At 65.1% G+C, this 18,835-nt stretch carries 18 protein-coding genes; all 18 read right to left on the bottom strand.

Going from position 1 to position 18,835, the window contains the following annotated elements; translation table 11 throughout:
• Positions 1-3 precede the first annotated feature (3 nt).
• Positions 4-1,593 (bottom strand): ABC transporter substrate-binding protein, encoded by a 1,590-nt coding sequence (locus XI05_RS03500; RefSeq protein WP_271498650.1) that lies wholly within the window; start codon positions 1,591-1,593, stop codon positions 4-6.
• Positions 1,594-1,918: 325 nt separating this feature from the next.
• Positions 1,919-3,205 (bottom strand): S-methyl-5-thioribose kinase, encoded by a 1,287-nt coding sequence (gene mtnK / locus XI05_RS03505; protein ID WP_271498652.1) that lies wholly within the window; start codon positions 3,203-3,205, stop codon positions 1,919-1,921.
• Between the two features lie 36 nt (positions 3,206-3,241).
• Positions 3,242-3,589: a hypothetical protein gene (locus XI05_RS03510; protein ID WP_271498654.1), complete on the bottom strand. Its 348-nt coding sequence runs from the start codon at positions 3,587-3,589 to the stop codon at positions 3,242-3,244.
• 174 nt (positions 3,590-3,763) lie between these two features.
• Entirely contained in the window at positions 3,764-4,039 is a 276-nt protein-coding gene (locus XI05_RS03515) for a DUF1467 family protein (RefSeq protein ID WP_271498656.1), read from the bottom strand.
• A 9-nt stretch (positions 4,040-4,048) separates the two neighbouring features.
• Entirely contained in the window at positions 4,049-4,453 is a 405-nt protein-coding gene (gene mce, locus XI05_RS03520) for a methylmalonyl-CoA epimerase (protein ID WP_097662509.1), read from the bottom strand.
• A 42-nt stretch (positions 4,454-4,495) separates the two neighbouring features.
• Positions 4,496-6,166 carry a ribonuclease J gene (locus tag XI05_RS03525; RefSeq protein ID WP_271498657.1) on the bottom strand — a complete coding sequence of 557 codons (1,671 nt, stop codon included), beginning with the start codon at positions 6,164-6,166 and terminating at the stop codon, positions 4,496-4,498.
• Complete coding sequence (locus XI05_RS03530; RefSeq protein WP_271498660.1) at positions 6,166-6,972, bottom strand: biotin--[acetyl-CoA-carboxylase] ligase; 807 nt, start codon at positions 6,970-6,972, stop codon at positions 6,166-6,168. Before XI05_RS03530 ends, XI05_RS03525 begins: the two co-directional genes overlap by 1 nt.
• Before the next feature lies 1 nt (position 6,973).
• Complete coding sequence (gene nuoN / locus XI05_RS03535; RefSeq protein ID WP_271498662.1) at positions 6,974-8,410, bottom strand: NADH-quinone oxidoreductase subunit NuoN; 1,437 nt, start codon at positions 8,408-8,410, stop codon at positions 6,974-6,976.
• Between the two features lie 22 nt (positions 8,411-8,432).
• The gene (locus XI05_RS03540; RefSeq protein WP_271498665.1) at positions 8,433-9,941 is read right to left on the bottom strand and encodes an NADH-quinone oxidoreductase subunit M; all 1,509 of its coding nucleotides are present in this window, start codon (positions 9,939-9,941) and stop codon (positions 8,433-8,435) included.
• Positions 9,942-12,044 carry an NADH-quinone oxidoreductase subunit L gene (nuoL, locus tag XI05_RS03545; protein WP_271498668.1) on the bottom strand — a complete coding sequence of 701 codons (2,103 nt, stop codon included), beginning with the start codon at positions 12,042-12,044 and terminating at the stop codon, positions 9,942-9,944.
• Positions 12,045-12,052: 8 nt separating this feature from the next.
• Complete coding sequence (nuoK, locus tag XI05_RS03550) at positions 12,053-12,361, bottom strand: NADH-quinone oxidoreductase subunit NuoK (protein ID WP_008547737.1); 309 nt, start codon at positions 12,359-12,361, stop codon at positions 12,053-12,055.
• The gene (locus XI05_RS03555; RefSeq protein WP_212257264.1) at positions 12,358-12,996 is read right to left on the bottom strand and encodes an NADH-quinone oxidoreductase subunit J; all 639 of its coding nucleotides are present in this window, start codon (positions 12,994-12,996) and stop codon (positions 12,358-12,360) included. The genes nuoK and XI05_RS03555 overlap by 4 nt, the downstream gene beginning before the upstream one ends.
• Before the next feature lie 9 nt (positions 12,997-13,005).
• Entirely contained in the window at positions 13,006-13,500 is a 495-nt protein-coding gene (gene nuoI, locus XI05_RS03560; protein WP_210268102.1) for an NADH-quinone oxidoreductase subunit NuoI, read from the bottom strand.
• An 8-nt stretch (positions 13,501-13,508) separates the two neighbouring features.
• On the bottom strand, positions 13,509-14,576 hold the full coding sequence (nuoH, locus tag XI05_RS03565) for an NADH-quinone oxidoreductase subunit NuoH (RefSeq protein ID WP_271498671.1): 1,068 nt from the start codon (positions 14,574-14,576) through the stop codon (positions 13,509-13,511).
• A gap of 10 nt (positions 14,577-14,586) precedes the next feature.
• On the bottom strand, positions 14,587-16,662 hold the full coding sequence (nuoG, locus tag XI05_RS03570) for an NADH-quinone oxidoreductase subunit NuoG (RefSeq protein WP_271498675.1): 2,076 nt from the start codon (positions 16,660-16,662) through the stop codon (positions 14,587-14,589).
• A gap of 5 nt (positions 16,663-16,667) precedes the next feature.
• On the bottom strand, positions 16,668-17,993 hold the full coding sequence (gene nuoF, locus XI05_RS03575) for an NADH-quinone oxidoreductase subunit NuoF (RefSeq protein ID WP_271498678.1): 1,326 nt from the start codon (positions 17,991-17,993) through the stop codon (positions 16,668-16,670).
• Positions 17,994-18,008: 15 nt separating this feature from the next.
• Positions 18,009-18,215, bottom strand: a complete 207-nt coding sequence (locus XI05_RS03580) for a hypothetical protein (protein WP_172783529.1) — start codon at positions 18,213-18,215, stop codon at positions 18,009-18,011.
• Entirely contained in the window at positions 18,215-18,826 is a 612-nt protein-coding gene (gene nuoE / locus XI05_RS03585) for an NADH-quinone oxidoreductase subunit NuoE (protein WP_271498681.1), read from the bottom strand. The genes XI05_RS03580 and nuoE overlap by 1 nt, the downstream gene beginning before the upstream one ends.
• Positions 18,827-18,835: the final 9 nt, after the last annotated feature.

The raw sequence follows: 18,835 nt of genomic DNA on the forward strand, positions 1-18,835 counted from the left end.
GTGTCACTTCGCGGGCGAGGTCTCGTCGACCCAGAGGTCCTCGACGTTCTGGTGGGTCAGCTCGGTCGCGTTCAACTGAATGCCCTTCAGCCACGGTTGCACCGCCATGACCGCCTTGTTGTAGTTGAAGAACCAGACCGGCGCCTCCTCGTAGAGCAGCGCATTGGCCTTCTGCAGCAGTTGACCGCGCTTGGCGGGGTCGTCGGCCTGCCCGGCTTCGTCGACCAGCTTGTCGAAATCGGCGTTCTTGAAGGTCATGTAGTTGCAGGCCGATTGCGGCGTCGATGAGTGGAAGCATTTCAGCGCCGCCTGGGGATCCGGGCCGCTCTGCTGGGAGTAGACGAAAGCCTGGTAGTCGCCGGTGCGAACTACCTCCGCCAGCACCGCGGTCTCGACCTGCTTGACCTTGGCCTTGATGCCGACCTTGTCCAGCATCGGGATGACGGCCGTGACGATCGGCAGGCCCCAGCTTTCATTCTGGCTGGTGGTCCATTCGAACTCGAAGCCGTTGGGATAGCCCGCGTCTGCGAGGAGCTGCTTGGCCTTCGCGGGATCGAAGGGATACGGCTTCATGGTCTTGTCGTAGAGCGGCGAGGTCAGCGGCAGCCAGCTGGTGGCGCGATAGGCCTTGTTCTTGACCAGCTTGTTGATGATCAGGTCGGTGTCGATCGCGTAGTTGATCGCCTGCCGGACGCGCTTGTCGGCGAACGGCTTGAACGCGGGATTCATGCCCATGTAGCGCGTGAAGACCTCGGCGACCTCGACGATGGTGCCCTTGAGGCCGGCGTCGGACTGGTAGGCGACGTATTGCGCAGGTCCCAGCACCGAGGTGTCGATCTCCTTGTTGCGGAAGGCAACATCGCGGGCCGCGGCCTCACCCATCACCGACACGATGAGCTTGTCGGCGTAGGGCTTGCCGGGCTTGTAGAACCGGTCCCACCGCTCCAGCACGATGCGCGATCCCGGCACGTGCTCGACGAACTTAAAGGGCCCGAGACCGATCGGTTTCTGGATAAAGCTCTCCTTGGCGGCCTCGTCGGCGGGATAGATCGAGGTCAGCGCGGTGAAGAAGTAGAAGCCCGGATCGACCTTCTCGGTCAGCTTCATCTCGATGGTGAAGTCGTCGATCTTCTTCAGGCCGGAGATTTCCTTGGCCTGGCCCTTCTCCACTGCGGCGGCCCCCTCGATCACGCGGACATAGCGCGCGCCGGGATAGGCCTTGGTGCCGTCCATGATGCGGTTGTAGGACCAGATGACGTCGTCGGCGGTCATCTTGCGGCCATTGTGGAAATAGGCGTCGTCGCGAAGCTTGAAGGTGTAAACGAGGCCACCACCCGAGACGACGGCCTCTTTGGCAAGCTCCGGAACCGGCTTGCCTTCCGCGGAATCCCAGATGTAGAGCGAGCGGTGCAGCCCCTTGGCGTAGATCTCGTCTTGGGCGCGCTGGGTGGTGTGAATGTCGAGGCTGGTGAAGCTCGAGCCGTAGGGCGCCGTCATGCGGATAGTTCCGCCCTTGCGCGGCGTCTGCGCCTCCGCAGCGGCGCTGAGCGCCAGTCCCAAACCGGCAACGATCGCGATGGTCTTGAACATCATGTGGTCCCCCGGCAACGCACGAATTCCGACACCGGATTTGATCACTCGTCGGCTGCCGAAAGCAAGCTTCGTTTTGACGGCAAAAGATGCCGGTTCCTGAGGCAGTCCTTTGGCGGAGGCGCATTTGACGCGGTGCGTCATCGGGCGAGCATGCCGACGGGCTCCTTTCCCTTGCGGCATTGTTGGTGGCCGGCGGCGCTCTTTCCCCGTCATTGCGAGCGGTAGCGAAGCAATCCAGACTGCCGCCGCGGAACGATCCTGGATTGCTTCGTCGCAAGAGCTCCTCGCAATGACGGGGCGTAGAGCAAGCTCCTTGCCAGCTCTGTCAGCCGGGTAACTCCGGCTGCCAATCGCGCAGGTTTCGCGCGGCGCGGACGACGTCGGCGATCGCGGGAAATGCCCCCGTCTCCACCATCATCGCCCTCGCCAGCCGCACGGCACGGGCTTCGCTGACCGCCCGCCGCTTGGGGGGCTCGATCAGCTCGAAGTCGATGTTGTGGGCGAGACCGAAGATGCGGCGGATGATCTTTGCGGCGGCGAACCCGACCACATCAGTGAACAGGCGCTGCATGTAGGCCTGCCGCTCGGCCTCCAGCCGCGCGGCCCCCTTCTCACCGGGGAACAGCGAGAGTGGAAAGGCATCACCGGCCGCGCCGGTGCGCCAGAGGTCGAGGAATTTTCGGGCAAACTGGACCCAGACCTGCTCGACCGTCTCCAGCACCCAGGCCTCGAATGCCGCCCGTTGGCCCGGAGCGCGCTCGTGGCCGGCGGAGGCGAAATAGGCCATGAGGAGATTGGCCAGCACGGCGCCGACGTCGAAGCCCACCGGACCGTAGAATGCGAATTCCGGGTCGATCACCCGGGTCTGGCTGTCCGTGACCATGATCGAGCCGGTGTGGAGGTCGCCATGGATCAGCGCTTCCGGGCTCGCCATGAACTTCAGCTTCAGCCGGGAGACGGCGACGTGCAGGTCCATGTCGTCGCGCAAGCTCGCGGCGAGGCCGTCGAGATAGGGCGCGGTCCAGCGGTTCTGCTCGGCGATGCGGTAGGGATCGGTGAAGATCAGGTCCTCGGTGATCTTGCAAAGCGCGTGGTTGCCGGCAAACGCCGCGATGGCCTCCTTCTTCTCGGCCGCTGATAGCGCGAGGTCGGAGGTGAAGAACAGCGTCCGCGCCATGAAGGTCGTGATGTCGTCCACGAAGCGCGGATAGCGCGTTGCCGCGACCAGCCCCTTGCGCATGATGATGTGGGGCTCGAGCAGCTCCATCGCGGTCAGCGCCAGGCCGTCGTTGTGATGCAGCACGGCCGGGACGAGGCCGGGCGCGAGCTGGGCCTGGCGGGACAGCGCGAGATATTCGTAATGGGCCCGCGACAACGGCAAGGGCCAGCTCTCGCCGACGAGGCGGACGTAAGGCAGCGCCTGCTTCACGGCGATGCCACCGCGCGCGCCCTTGACGATGAAGACGAGGTTGAGGTTGCCGTCACCGACTTCCGTGATCGCCCACCCGGCCGGCTCGCCGCCGAGCAGTCCCTTCAGGTCCGGCAGGCCCGCGAGATAGGCCCGCAAATCGGCCTCATGCAGAATCCGGTAGTCCCCCTGCCCCTGCGCCATGACGATCCCATCCCATGCTTGGCATCCCCCGGACCGTTACTCCCGCTCCAGGAAGCTCGAGCCGATCTCGGCCTTTCTTTTGATGGGATCGTAATCACAATAGACGCTGTCCGCCACCAGCGTGTAGCTGGCGCTGACGGTGTATTTGTCCAGCTTGACCGAGTTCAGGCCGATCACGGAGGTGCTCTTGCCCCCGTTCCATTTGAACGGCGTCGAGCTCTTGGCCTGCTCGCAGGCCATCACCGCCTCGTTGAAGACGTAGCCCTCGACGAAGGCCTTCAGCGTGCGGGCCTGAACGGCGATCTTCCACTCGACATAGCCGATGGCACCGAGACCGGCGACGATCAGCACCAGAAGCGCAATGACGATACGCTGAAAAGTCATTCGTTCCCCCAACTTTGTTTCAATATGCAAACTATCTCCGGTGTCATTGCGAGCGCAGCGAAGCAATCCAGAGCCTTTCCGCGGAGGGATACTGGATTGCTTCGCTGCGCTCGCAATGACGAACTCAGCGGATAGCCGTAGTCTATCGCCTTTCCGAGCGATCGGCAGAAGCCCTTAAAATGGCATTCCCATCAATTTCGACAGGCGCTCGATGGAGAGATAGCCGGCGTGATAGGCGGCGATGCCGGCGCCGTAGATCACCGCCGAGATGATCGTGGTCCAGATCAGCTTGCGGCCCATCCGCGTCAGGATCGGCGCGCCGGGGTCGGTGCCGGGGGCGCCGACGCCGTCCTCGTGCTGGCTGCGCACGCCGAACGGCAGCGTCAGGAACAGCGCGACCCACCAGATGACGAAGTAGATCGCGATCGCGGTCGAGATCTGGATGGCCATGGGACGGCCTTATGCCTGCTCGATCTCGACGAGGGCGCCGGAAAAATCCTTGGGGTGCAGGAACAGCACCGGCTTGCCGTGGGCGCCGATCTTGGGCACGCCGTCGCCGAGCACCCTTGCGCCCTCCTTCACCAGCGTGTCGCGCGAGGCGATGATGTCGACGACCTCGTAGCAGACGTGATGGATGCCGCCGTCCGGGTTACGTTCGACGAATTTTGCGATCGGCGAGGCCTCGCCGAGCGGCTCGATGAACTCGATCTTGGTGTTGGGCAGGGTCGCGAACACGGTGATGACGCCGTGCTCGGGCAGCGGCACGGCCTCCGAGATCTGGGCGCCGAACGCGGTGCCGTAGATCTTCGCGGCCTTGACGGCGTCCTTGGTCGCGATCGCAACATGGTTGAGCCGGCCCAACATGTTTCCTCTCCCTCAGAGCGTGATCCAGAGACCACGCCTACTCTACACTGTCAGGACATGTACCAGACAGGGGGGCTTTTTGCCCCAATGTTCGTTGATCACAGCCCGGACAGCGCGTCGCACCGACTCGGCCAGAGCGTCCGGATCGCGGCGCCGCGCCCGCGGCAGGCCTTCGATGGTCGACATCACGGCATCAAAGACGATGTCGTCGAAGGTCTCGCCGGCCCTGTTCTTCTCGGGGATGCCGACCAGATCGACCTCGGGTTCGTCGACCAGCTCCCCCTGGGCGCTCATGGCGATGGCGACGAAAGCGCAGCCGGAGAACGCCATGCGCCGCCGCTCGATCACGGCGCGCGACTTGGAATCCTCCAGGATCGTGCCGTCCTTGTAGAGACGCCCCGATGGCACCTCGCCGACGATGCCGGGATCGCCGGGGCCGAGCTTGACGAGGTCGCCGTTGCGGCAGACCAGCACGCGCGGCACGCCGGCGGCGCGGGCGAGCTTGGCGTGCTCGTGCAGGTGCAGGGCCTCGCCGTGGACCGGGATCAGGAGCTGCGGCTTCACCCAGGAGATCAAATCGCGCAGCTCGTCGCGGCGGGGATGGCCGGAGACGTGGACCAGCGCATCGCGGTCGGTGATGATTTCGACGCCCTGCAGCACCAGATTGTTGATGATCGAGCCGACCGCCTTCTCGTTGCCGGGAATGGTGCGCGAGGAGAAGATGACGCTGTCGCCGCGGTTCAGCGTGATTTCAGGATGGTCGTCATTGGCGATGCGGGCCAGCGCGGCGCGCGGCTCGCCCTGGCTTCCCGTGCACAGCGCCAGCACCTTGTCCTGCGGCAGATGGCCGTAGACCTCGGGCGAGCGGAAGTTCTGCACGCCGTCGAGATAGCCCGTCTCGCGCGCGACCTGCACCACGCGCTCCATCGCCCGGCCGACCACGACGACCTCGCGGTCGGCAGCTTTCGCCGCGTCGGCCACCGCTTTGACGCGGGCGACGTTGGAGGCGAACGTCGTCACCGCGACGCGGCCCTTGGCGGATTTCACGAGGTCGATGATGGTTTTGGCGACCTCGGCCTCCGAGGGCGAACGGCCGTCGCGCACCGCATTGGTGGAATCGCCGATCAGGGCGAGCACGCCCTGCTCGCCCAATTCGCGCAGCCGCTTCTCGTCGGTCGGAGCTCCCAGCGTCGGGGTCGGGTCGATCTTCCAGTCGCCGGTGTGCAGCACGATGCCAGCGTCAGTGTGGATCGCGAGCGCATGCGCTTCCGGAATCGAATGCGCGACGGGAATGAACTCGACGTTGAACGGCCCGATATCGACACGGCCGCCCGATGGCACCACGGTCACTGGAATCTCGGGCGCGTTGCGCTCGGCGGCGCATTTGGCCTCGAACAGAGCGGCGCTGAACCTGGTGGCGTAGATCGGGCATTTCAGCTTCGGCCAGAGGTCGATGATGGCGCCGAAATGGTCCTCATGGGCGTGCGTCAGAACCAGGCCCATCAGGTTCTTGCGTTCCTTCTCCAGGAAGGAGATGTCAGGCATGATCAGGTCGATGCCCGGCAGATGCTCCTCGTCGCCGAAGGAGACGCCGAGATCGACCGCGAGCCAGGCGCGCTGGTGGCGGTTGCCGAGGCCGTAGATCGACAGGTTCATGCCGATTTCGCCGACGCCGCCGAGCGGCGCAAACACCAATTCGTCGGGCCTTGCCATCACGCAGCTCCCACCGAGGCGACGGGGCCGAAGAACACCTCGCCCGCCGCCACCGGCACAAGGCGGCCCTCCGCGGTGCGGACGATCAGGCAGCCGGTGTCGTCGATGGTGTCAAAAACACCTTCCAGCGTCGTGGTTCCCGTGTGGATCGCAACCTTCTCGCCGAGGCCGGCGGCGCGCTCCAGCCAGAGCTTGCGGATCTCGGCAAAGCCGCGACCATTGTCCCAGATGCCGCGAAACTCGACCCAGGCGTCGGAGAGGGCCGCGAACAGCTCCTCGGCGCTGATCTGGACGCCGAGGCCCGCCAGCGACACCGCGGGCGTCGGGGTGCCCTCGGGCGCTGCCACCACGTTGGTGCCGATGCCGACGACGACGGCGAGGCCGCTACCGACGGCCTCGGCCTCGAGGCCAATGCCGACCAGCTTCTTGCCGCCTGCGAGCACGTCATTCGGCCATTTCAGCGCGTAGCGGGGCCGGCTTTCGCCGAGACGGAGCGCGGCCTCGAGGCTCACCTTCTCCAGCGCCGCCTCCTCGGCCAGCCCTGCGGCAAAGCCGAGCGTGGCCGCGACGGCCGGAGCGACGTCCATGACTTCGAGGATGCTCGCCGCGAGATTGCCGCGCGGCGCGATCCAGGCGCGCTGGCGCCGGCCGCGGCCGGCAGTCTGCTCGGAGGTCACGAACCACATCGGGCCGCGTTCGCCGGCGCGGGCGTGCTCGATCGCCTCGGTGTTGGTCGAGCCGGTCCGTTCGAACGCCGCGAGCTTGTAGCCCGCGGCCGATGCGCGAGGACCGAGCGCGAAGGCCATCCTAGAACAGCGACTTTGCCGCGGCGGAGGCGACGCTCACCACGGGCCCCGCGAACAGCGCAAACAGCAGGTTGAACAGGCCCGCGACCGCCAGCACCGTCCGCACCTCGACGCGCACCGGATCGACCTGGCCGGCCGGCTCGTCGAAATACATCGTCTTGACGATGGCGAGATAATAGTAGGCGCCGACGACGCTCGACAGCACGCCGATCACGGCGAGCGTGAACAGGTTCGCCTTGATCGCGGCGACGAAGACGTACCATTTGGCGAAGAAGCCGGCGAGCGGCGGGATGCCGGCGAGCGAGAACAGCAGCATCGCGAACATGAAGGCGAGCAGCGGATTGGTACGCGACAGGCCGGCGAAATCGCTGATCTGCTCGACGGCCTGGCCGTTGCGCTTCATGGCGAGGATGATGGAGAACGAGCCGAGCGTCATCGCGACATAGATCACGATGTACATCAGCACGCCCTGCGCGCCCTCGACCGTGCCGGAGGCGAGGCCGACCAGGGCGAAGCCCATGTGGCCGATCGAGGAATAGGCCATCAGGCGCTTGATGTTGCTCTGGCCGATCGCGGCGAAGGAGCCGAGCGCCATCGAGGCGATCGACACGAACACCAGGATCTGCTGCCACTGCGAGACGATGCCGGGAAATGCGGTCAGGGTGACGCGGGTGAAGACGGCGAGCGCGGCGACCTTCGGCGCCGAGGCGAAGAAGGCGGTGACCGGGGTCGGCGCGCCTTCGTAGACGTCAGGCGTCCACATGTGGAACGGCACGGCCGAAACCTTGAAGCAGAGGCCGACGAGCAGGAAGACGAGGCCGAACACGAGGCCGACATTCGAGACCGTCGCGGCCGCGGCGATGCCGGTGAAGCTCACGGTGCCGGTAAAGCCATAGACCAGCGATGCCCCGTACAGCAGCATGCCCGAGGACAGCGCGCCGAGCACGAAGTACTTCAGGCCGGCCTCGGTCGATTTGGCGTTGTCGCGGTTCGAAGCCGCCACGACGTAGAGCGCCAGCGACATCAGTTCGAGACCGAGATAGAGCGAGATCAGGTCGCCGGCCGAAATCAGCACCATCATGCCGAGGGTCGAGAGCAGCACCAGGATGGCGTATTCGAAGATGCGGCGCGACGGGTCGGACAGGAACTCGGTCGACAGGACCAGCGTCACCGCCGAGCCGATCAGGGCCAGGATCTTCATGAAGCGGGCGAAGTCGTCGACGATGAAGCTGCCGCCGAACGTCACCTGCTTGCCCGCGGGCTGCATGTAGACGAGCGCACCGACCACGACCAGGAGCACCACCGCCAGCGACGTGACGGTCCTGGTCGTCTCCTTCCCGCGATAGGCCCCTAGCATCAGAAGCGCCATGGCGCCGACCGCGAGCACGAGCTCGGGCAGCACCGGCGCCAGTTGATAACCTGCAGTCGAAAAGCTCATGGCGATATCCTGACCTGCCCGATCACTGGAGCAGTGCGGCGGCCTTCACGGCCGTCACGGCGGTATTGTAATTGTTGACGAGTTGCTGGACCGAGGCGGCCGACATGTCGAGCACCGGCTTCGGCCAGACGCCGAACAGGATCGTCAGCGCGACCATGGGAAACAGCGTCAGGCATTCCCGGAAGGTGAGATCCTTCATGCTCGCCAGCGACGGCTTGACCAGCGCCCCGAACACGACCTTGCGATAGAGCCACAGCGCGTAGCCTGCCGAGAGGATCACGCCGAAGGTGGCGAAGAACGCCGTCGGGATCGAGACCTTGAAGGTGCCGAGCAGCGTCATGAACTCGCCGACGAAGCCGCTCGTGCCGGGCAGACCGACATTGGCCATGGTGAAGACCATGAAGGTCATCGCGTAGAGCGGCATCCGGTTGACGAGGCCGCCATAGGCCGCGATCTCGCGGGTGTGCAGGCGGTCGTAGACGACGCCGACGCAGAGGAACAGCGCGCCGGAGACGATGCCGTGCGAGATCATCTGGAACATGCCGCCGGCAACGCCCTGCATGGTGCCGGCGAAGATGCCCATGGTGACGAAGCCCATATGCGCGACCGAGGAGTACGCGATCAGCTTCTTCATGTCCTCCTGCATCAACGCCACCAGCGAGGTGTAGATGATGGCGATGGCCGAGAGCGTGAAGATCAGCGGCGCGAAGTCGTGCGAGGCCAGCGGGAACATCGGCAGCGAGAAGCGGAGGAAGCCGTAGCCGCCCATCTTCAGCAGGATCGCGGCGAGGACCACCGAGCCCGCGGTCGGCGCCTCGACGTGGGCGTCGGGAAGCCAGGTGTGCACCGGCCACATCGGCATCTTCACCGCGAACGAGGCGAAGAAGGCCAGCCACGCCCAGGTCTGCAAGGATCGCGGCACGGCGGTGTGCATCAGGGTCGGGATGTCGGTGGTGCCGCCGTTCCAGTACAGCGCCATGATGGCGAGCAGCATCAGGACCGAGCCGAGCAGCGTGTAGAGGAAGAACTTGAACGAGGCATAGACCCGGCGCGGACCGCCCCAGACGCCGATGATCAGGAACATCGGGATCAGGCCGCCCTCGAAGAACAGGTAGAACAGCACGAGATCGAGCGCCGAGAAGGTGCCGATCATCAGCGTTTCCAGGATCAGGAACGCCATCATGTATTCGCGGACGCGGCTCGTGATCGCCTTCCAGCTCGCGATGATGCAGAACGGCATCACGGCGGTGGTCAGGATCACCAGCGGCAGCGAGATGCCGTCGACGCCCATGTGGTAGGTGATGCCGGTGGCGAGCCAGTTCGCCTTCTCGACGAACTGGAAGTCGGGATTGGCGGGGTCGAAGCGCATGACCAGGATCACCGACACCGCGAAGGTGATCAGCGTGGTCCAGAGCGCGATCCAGCGCGAATTGCGCCGCGCCGCCTCGTCATCACCGCGGCTCAAATAGACGATCAGCGCGCCGACCAGCGGCAGGAACGTCGTGACCGAAAGAATGGGCCAGGTTGTCATTTACTGGCCTCCAAAGCCGAACATGAACCAGGTGATCAGGCCGGCGGCACCGATCAGCATGGCGAATGCGTAGTGATAGAGATAGCCGGTCTGGATTTTCACGACGTTGCGGGTGACGTCCAGCACGCGGGCGGAGACGCCGTCGGGACCGAAGCCGTCGATGATGAAGCCGTCGCCCTTCTTCCAGAGCTGGTAGCCGATCCACTTCGCCGGGCGGACGAAGATGAGGTCATAGAGCTCGTCGAAGTACCATTTGTTGAGCAGGAACTGGTACAGCATCGGCTGCTCTTGAGCGAGCCGAACCGGGATGTAGGGCCGCCGGATGTAGAACAGGTACGAGACGAGGAAGCCCAGCACCATCATCACCGTCGGCAGGAAGGCGATGGTTTGCGGGATGTGGTGCATCTCCTCGATGATGTGCGGGTTCATCTTCACGGACTCGCGGAAGAATTCCTCGACGCCGTGGCCGGCGAACAGCTCCTTGAACGGCAGGCCCGCGACGAACGAGCCGACCGCGAGCACGCCGATCGGGACCAGGATCCAGAGCGGAGCCTCATGCGCGGCCTCGTAATGATGCTCGTCATGCGGCTCGCCGTGGAAGGTCTTGAAGATCAGGCGCCAGGAGTAGAACGAGGTCAGGCCGGCGGCGATCACCGTCATCAGGAAGCCGTACACCCCGAACGGATTGTGCGAGGCGTAGGCGGACTCGATGATCGCGTCCTTGGAGAAATAGCCGGCGGTGAGCGGGAAGCCGGTCAGGGCCAGCGTGCCGACCACCATCACCGCATAGGTGTAGGGGATCTTCTTCCAGAGGCCGCCCATGTTGCGGATGTCCTGCTCGTGGTGCATCGCGTAGATCACCGAGCCGGAGCCCAGGAACAGCAGCGCCTTGAAGAAGGCGTGGGTGAACAGGTGGAACATGCCGACCGAATAGGCCCCCGCCCCCATCGCCACGAACATGTAGCCGAGCTGCGAACAGGTCGAGTAGGCGACGATGCGCTTGATGTCGTTCTGGACGAGACCGATCGTGGCGGCGAAGAAGGCCGTGGTCGCGCCGAAGAACATCACGACGGCCTGGGCGGTCGGCGCGAGTTCGAACAGCGGCGACAGGCGCGCCACCATGAAGACGCCGGCGGTGACCATGGTCGCGGCGTGGATCAGCGCCGACACCGGGGTCGGGCCTTCCATCGCGTCCGGCAACCAGGTGTGCAGCAGGAACTGCGCCGACTTGCCCATCGCGCCCATGAACAGCAGCAGGCAGGTCAGGGTCAGGGCGTCGGCGTGCCAGCCGAGGAAGTCGATGGTCTTGCCGGTGAGGCCGGGCGCGGCGTGGAAGATGGTCTCGAAATCGGTCGAGCCGACCAGCATGAAGATCGCGAAGATGCCGAGGGCAAAACCGAAGTCGCCGACGCGGTTGACCACGAAGGCCTTGATGGCGGCGGCGTTCGCCGAGGGCTTCTGGTACCAGAAGCCGATCAGCAGGTAGCTGGCCAGACCCACGCCCTCCCAGCCGAAGAACAGCTGCACCAGATTGTCCGCGGTCACCAGCATCAGCATGGCGAAGGTGAACAGCGAGAGATAGCCGAAGAAGCGCGGCCGGTAGGGATCCTCGTCCATGTAGCCGATGGAATAGAGGTGCACGAGCGAGGACACGGTCGTCACCACCACCAGCATCACCGCCGTAAGCGTGTCGACGCGCAGCGTCCACCAGACCTGGAGGTCGCCGGAGAAGATGAAAGGCAGCAGCTGGATCCTGTAGTCGTGATGCATGAAGCCGACGTCGACCAACGTCATCCAGGACAGCGCGGCCGAGACGAACAGCAGCCCTGTCGTGATCAGCTCGGCAGCGCGCGAGCCCGCCGCAGGCGGCTCGGTCGGACCGTGGCCGTGATCGTCGTGCCCGTCGCCGGGCTCGTGATGGGTCTCGTGGATGACGGAGGCGTCCTCGTTGATCGTGGCGGACGCATGGGCGTGCGCGTGACCATGGTCGCCGTGATGCTCGACCTCGTCGCCCGAGGGGTTGCGGGCATGCGCGCCCACAAGCGCGATCAGGCCGGCCAAAATGGCGCCCAGCAGAGGCAGGAAAACGATCGCCTGAACCATTTGAGAGCTCAGCCCTTCATCAGATTGACGTCCTCAACCGCGATCGAGCCACGGTTGCGGAAATAGACCACCAGGATGGCGAGACCGATCGCAGCTTCCGCAGCCGCGACCGTCAGCACCAGCAGCGCGAAGACCTGCCCGACGATGTCGCCGAGGAAGGTCGAGAACGCCACGAGGTTGATGTTGACCGAGAGCAGGATCAGCTCGATCGACATCAGGATGACGATGATGTTCTTGCGGTTCAGGAAGATGCCGAGGATGCCGAGCGTGAACAGGATCGCGCCGACCGCCAGATAATGTCCGAGCCCGATCGTCATTTCACCCACTCCGCAGCATCCGCGTCCGAGAGCCCCTGCCCCGGCGCCACCTTGCGCATCGCCATTGCCATGTCGGGCGTGCGTGCGTTCTGAACGTTGATGTCCTGCCGCTTGACCTTCGCCTTATGGCGCAGCGTCAGCACGATCGCGCCGATCATCGCAACCAGCAGCACCATGCCGGCGAGCTGGAAGTAGTGGATGTACTTCGTATAGAGCACGAGCCCGAGCGCCTCGGTGTTGCTCACATTGGCCGGGATCGCCGCCGTGATCGTCTTGGAGACGCCGGGATTGATGACCCAGAAGCCGACGGTGAGCAGCAGCTCGAACAGGAAGATGCCGCCGATCACGAGGCCGACCGGCAGGTACTCGATGAAGCCCTCGCGCAGCTCGAGGAAGTCGACGTCGAGCATCATGATCACGAACAGGAACAGCACCGCGACCGCGCCGACATAGACGACGATCAGCATCATGCCGAGGAACTCGGCGCCCATCAGCACGAACAGGCCGGAAGCGTTGACGAAGGCCAGGATCAGGTACAGCACGGAGTGCACGGGATTGCGCGAGACAATCACCATCACCGCCGAGGCGACGCAGATGCCGGCGAACAGATAGAAGAACAGCGCGGGAAGGATCATGCCCTCACCTCACCGGTACGGCGCGTCGAGCTCGATCGCCTTCGCGATCTCGCGTTCCCAGCGGTCGCCGTTGGCGAGCAGCTTGGCCTTGTCATAATAAAGTTCCTCGCGGGTCTCGGTCGCGAACTCGAAGTTCGGGCCTTCGACGATGGCATCGACCGGACAGGCCTCCTGGCACAGGCCACAATAGATGCACTTCACCATGTCGATGTCGTAGCGCACGGTGCGGCGGGTGCCGTCGTTGCGGCGCGGGCCGGCCTCGATGGTGATGGCCTGCGCCGGGCAGATCGCTTCGCACAGCTTGCAGGCGATGCAGCGTTCTTCGCCGTTCGGATAGCGGCGCAATGCGTGCTCGCCGCGGAAGCGGGGCGAGATCGGGCCCTTCTCGAACGGATAGTTCAGGGTCGGCTTCGGCTGGAAGAAATAGCGCATGGCGAGAAAGAACGCCGAGACGAATTCCGACAGCAGAAGCGAGCGTGCAGTGGCGTTGACGTTGATACCCATGACGGCCCTCACTTCGGCGCGATGCCGGCGAAATGCAGCACGCCGGCCACCACGATCACCATCGCCAGCGACAGCGGCAGGAACACCTTCCAGCCGAGACGCATCAATTGATCGTAGCGGTAGCGCGGCACGATCGCCTTCGCCATCGCGAACAGGAAGAACATGAAGAACAGTTTCAGCGAGAACCAGATGATCCCCGGCACCCAGTTGAAGGGCGGCAGGTCCACCGGAGGCAGCCAGCCTCCGAGGAACAGGATCGTGGCCAGCGCGCACATCGTGACGATCGCGACGTACTCGCCGAGCATGAACAAGAGATACGGCGTCGAGCCGTACTCGACCATGAAGCCGGCGACGAGCTCGGACTCCGCTTCGACGAGGTCGAAGGGCGGACGGTTGGTTTCCGCCAGCGCCGAGACGTAGAACACCACGAACATCGGGAACAGCGGCCAGACGTACCAGTTCAGGATGGTCAGCTGCGGCAGCCCGATCAGGCTGGCAAGGCCGCGCGCGTGCTGGGCCTCGACTACCGCCGAGAGATTCAGCGTGCCGGCGCAGAGCAGCACGGTGATGATGACGAAGCCGATCGAGACTTCGTAGGAGACCATCTGGGCCGCCGAGCGCAGCGCGGCCAGGAACGGGTACTTCGAGTTCGACGACCAGCCGGCCATGATGATGCCGTAGATCGACAGCGACGAGATCGCGAAGATGAAGAGGACGCCGACATTGATGTCGGAGATCACCCAGCCGAGATTGGTCGGGATCACCGCCCAGGCCGCGAGCGCGAGCACGCACGACACCAGCGGCGCCAGCAGGAACACGCCCTTGTTGGCGCCGGCCGGAATGATCGGCTCCTTCAGCACGAACTTGAGCAGGTCGGCGAAGGATTGCAGCAGGCCCCACGGGCCGACCACGTTCGGGCCACGGCGGATCTGCACCGCCGCCCAGATCTTGCGGTCGGCGAGCAGGATGTAGGCGATTGCCACCAAGAGGACGACGAGCACCAGGACGCTCTGGGCGACCATGATGATCAGCGGCCAGAGGAACCCGGTCCAGAATGCGCTTTCGAAGAATGCCATCAGATCACGCTCACTCTGCTGCGGTCAGCATGTGCCCGGAGGCGAGGCGCGAGCATTCCGCCATCACGGCGGACGCACGCGCGATTGGGTTGGTCAAATAGAAGTCCTCGACCAGGGGCTTGAACGGCGCCTTCTCGGGCGAGCCGCCCTTCCCCGCCAGCTTCTTGATCTGGTCGGCGGAGCCGGCCTCGATCTGGTCGAGACGGATCAGATGCGGCACGGCCTTGAACACCGCCTGGCGCAGCGCCGAGAGCGAGTCATAGCCGAGCTTCTTGCCGAGCGCTTCCGACAGCGCGCGGATGATCGCCCAGTCCTCGCGGGCTTCGCCCGGCGGGAACGCGGCGCGGCCGGTCATCTGCACGCGGCCTTCGGTGTTGACGTAGATCGCGGACTTCTCGGTGTAGGCGGCCGCCGGCAGGATGACGTCGGCGCGGTGCGCGCCGCGATCGCCATGGGTGCCGATATAGACGACGAAGGTGCCATCCGGCGCCTTGATCTCGTCGGCGCCGAGCAGGAACAGCAGGTCCAGCGTGCCGAACGTCGTCATCTGCGCAGCGTTCAGCCCGCCCGCCGTGGCGGCGAAGCCGATGTCGAGCGCGCCGACGCGCGAGGCGGTCTCGTGCAGCAGGCCGAAGCCGTTCCAGCCGTCCTTCACCGCGCCGACGTCGAGCGCGAGCTTGGCGGCGGCTGCGAGAATGGCGGCGCCGTCGTGACGGGCGGCCGCGCCCGCACCGACCAGAATGATTGGGTGCTTGGCGTTCTTCAGCACGTCCATGAAGGAGTGCTTGCCGGCCGCGAGCTCACCCAGCGTCTCGGTGCCGGCACCGAGGTGGTCGTAATCATAGGTCAGGTCGGGCTTGGCACCGATCACGCCGACCTTGAAGCCACCGGCGCGCCAACGTTTGCGGATGCGGGCGTTGAACACGGCCGCCTCTTTCCGCGGGTTTGCGCCGATGATGAGCAGTGCGTCGGCCTGCTCGACGCCGGCGAGCGTCGGGTTGAAGATGTAGGAGCCGCGGCCGAGCGCCGGATCGAAGGCGTCGCCGCCCTGCACCGCCAGATTGCTCGAGCCGTACTTGGCGAGCAGGTCCTTCAGCGCGAACATCTCCTCGACGCCGGCGAGATCGCCGGCGATCGCGCCGATGCGCTTGCCGTCGGTGCGCGCCGCCTTGGCGGCGATCGCGGCGAAGGCCTCGGTCCAGCTTGCCGCGCGCAGCTTGCCCGCCTCGCGGATATAGGGCCGGTCGAGACGTTGGGTGCGCAGGCCGTCGACCACGTGGCGGGTCTTGTCCGAGATCCACTCCTCGTTCACGGCCTCGTTGATGCGCGGCAGGATCCGCATCACCTCACGGCCGCGAGTGTCGACGCGGATCGCAGAACCAAGACCGTCCATGACGTCGATCGACTGGGTCTTGCCGAGCTCCCACGGGCGCGCCGCGAAAGCATAGGGCTTCGAGGTCAGCGCGCCGACCGGGCAGATGTCGACGAGGTTGCCCTGCAGTTCCGACGTCAGGGCGTGCTCGAGATAGGTCGTGATCTCCATGTCCTCACCGCGGCCGGTGGCGCCCATCTCGGGCGCGCCGGCGACTTCCGCCGAGAAGCGGACGCAGCGCGTGCACTGGATGCAGCGGTTCATCGAGGTCTTGACCAGCGCGCCGAGATATTTGTCCTCGACCGCGCGCTTGTTCTCGGCGAAGCGGCTGGTGTCGACACCATAGCCCATCGCCTGGTCCTGCAGGTCGCACTCGCCGCCCTGGTCGCAGATCGGGCAATCCAAGGGATGGTTGATCAGAAGGAACTCCATCACGCCTTCGCGCGCCTTCTTCACCATCGGCGAACGCGTCGAAATCTCCGGCGGCTCGCCCTTGGGGCCCGGACGGCAGTCGCGCACGCCCCAGGCGCAGCTCGCGACCGGCTTCGGGCCGCCCTTCACCTCGACGAGGCACATCCGGCAATTGCCGGCGATCGACAGCCGCTCGTGATAGCAGAAGCGCGGAATCTCGGCGCCGGCCGCCTCGCACGCCTGAAGCAGCGTGTACTCGGCGGGGACATCGATCTCTTTGCCGTCGATGATGAGCTTGGTCATGTCTCTTACTCCGCCGCGACCATGTTCACGGGATCGCGGACGCCGATATCGTCGACATCGGACTTGTGCGAATATTGGTCGATGCGCGCTTCGATCTCGTGACGGAAGTGCGTGATCAGGCCCTGGATCGGCCAGGCCGCCGCGTCGCCGAGCGCGCAGATGGTGTGGCCTTCGACCTGCTTGGTCACCTCGAGCAGCATGTCGATCTCGCGCTTGTGGGCGCGGCCTTCGGCCATGCGGGTGAGGACGCGCCACATCCACCCCGTACCCTCGCGGCACGGCGTGCACTGGCCGCAGCTCTCATGCTTGTAGAAATAGGAGATGCGGGCAATCGCACGGATCAGGTCGGTCGACTTGTCCATCACAATCACGGCGGCGGTGCCGAGGCCCGAGCGCAGCTTGCTTAAGGAGTCGAAATCCATCGGCGTGTCGATGATCTGCTCGGCCGGCACCATGCGCACCGACGAGCCGCCGGGGATCACGGCCTTGAGGTTGTCCCAGCCGCCGCGAATGCCGCCGCAATGCTTGTCGATCAGCTCACGGAACGGGATGCCCATGGCCTCTTCGACGTTGCAGGGCCGCTCGACATGGCCGGAGATGCAGAACAGCTTGGTGCCGACATTGTTCGGGCGGCCGATGCCGGCGAACCACGCCGCGCCACGGCGCAGGATGTCGGGCGCAACGGCGATGGACTCGACGTTGTTGACGGTGGTCGGGCAACCGAACAGGCCGACGTTGGCCGGGAACGGCGGCTTCAGCCGCGGCTGGCCCTTCTTGCCCTCGAGGCTCTCGAGCAGCGCGGTCTCCTCGCCGCAGATATAGGCGCCGGCGCCGTGGGCGACGTAGATGTCGAACGGCCAGCCGTTGACGTTGTCCTTGCCGACCAGCTTGGCCTCATAGGCCTGGTCGATCGCGGCCTGCAGATGCTCGCGCTCGCGGATGAACTCGCCGCGGACATAGATGTAGCAGGCATGCGCGTTCATCGCGCAGCTCGCGATCAGGCAGCCTTCGATCAAGAGATGCGGATCGTGCCGCATGATCTCGCGGTCCTTGCAGGTGCCGGGCTCGGACTCATCGGCGTTGACGACGAGATAGCTCGGCCGGCCGTCGGTCGATTCCTTCGGCATGAAGGACCATTTCAGACCGGTCGGGAAGCCGGCGCCGCCGCGGCCGCGCAGGCCCGACGCCTTCATCTCGTTGATGATCCAGTCGCGGCCCTTGTCGATGATATTCTTGGTGCCATCCCAGGCGCCGCGGCGCCGCGCACCCTCGAGCCCCCAATCGTGGAGGCCGTAGAGGTTCTTGAAGATGCGGTCCTTGTCCTCGAGCATATCAGTGCTTTCCGATCAACGATTGGACTGCTTGTAGGCAAGTCCGGCGGCGCAGATGCCAAACGTCAGCGCCCAGAGCGAAGCCGATTCCAGCGATGCGTTCAGGCCGAAGCGCTGCAGCAGGAAGATGAAGGCGGCCGCCACCACGGCGTGCATCGCGATGAAGCCCCACTTCTTCATGCCAACGCTCCCCTGCGCTATCGACGAAGCGAGATCCCGCATCAGGTGGTCTCCTTCAGCGTGGTCGGTCCGGTGATCGGCGCCGAGAACTGGCGGCCGTTCTGCGGACCCGGCTTCGGCGGATTGCCCGAAGCGAAGCCGTCGAGCACCTTGCCGAAGCTTTCCTTGGTCAGGTCCTCATAGGTGTCCTTGCCGATCAGCACCATCGGCGCGTTCACGCAGGCGCCCAGGCACTCCACCTCTTCCCAGCTGAAATTGCCGTCCTTGGAGAGATGGAAGGGCTCGTGATGGATGCGGTGCTCGCAGACGTGGATCAGATCCTCGGCGCCGCGCAGGCGGCACGGCGTGGTGCCGCAGACCTGGACGTGAGCCTTCTTGCCGACCGGGGCGAGCTGGAACATGGTGTAGAAGGTCGCGACCTCGAGCACGCGGATATAGGGCATGTCGAGCAGGTCGGCGACGGCGCGGATCGCGGCTTCCGAGACCCAGCCCTCGTGCTGTTCCTGGACGCGCCAGAGGATGGCGATGACCGCGGAGGCCTGCCGGCCGGCCGGATATTTCGCGATCTGCTGCCGGGCGAATGCGAGGTTCTCCTCCGTGAACGCAAAGCTCGCGGGCTGGACTTCCTTCGGTGCTAATCGGCGAACGGACATAGCTCAATC

The organism is Bradyrhizobium sp. CCBAU 11357 (assembly GCF_028128865.1).
Taxonomy (GTDB): domain Bacteria; phylum Pseudomonadota; class Alphaproteobacteria; order Rhizobiales; family Xanthobacteraceae; genus Bradyrhizobium.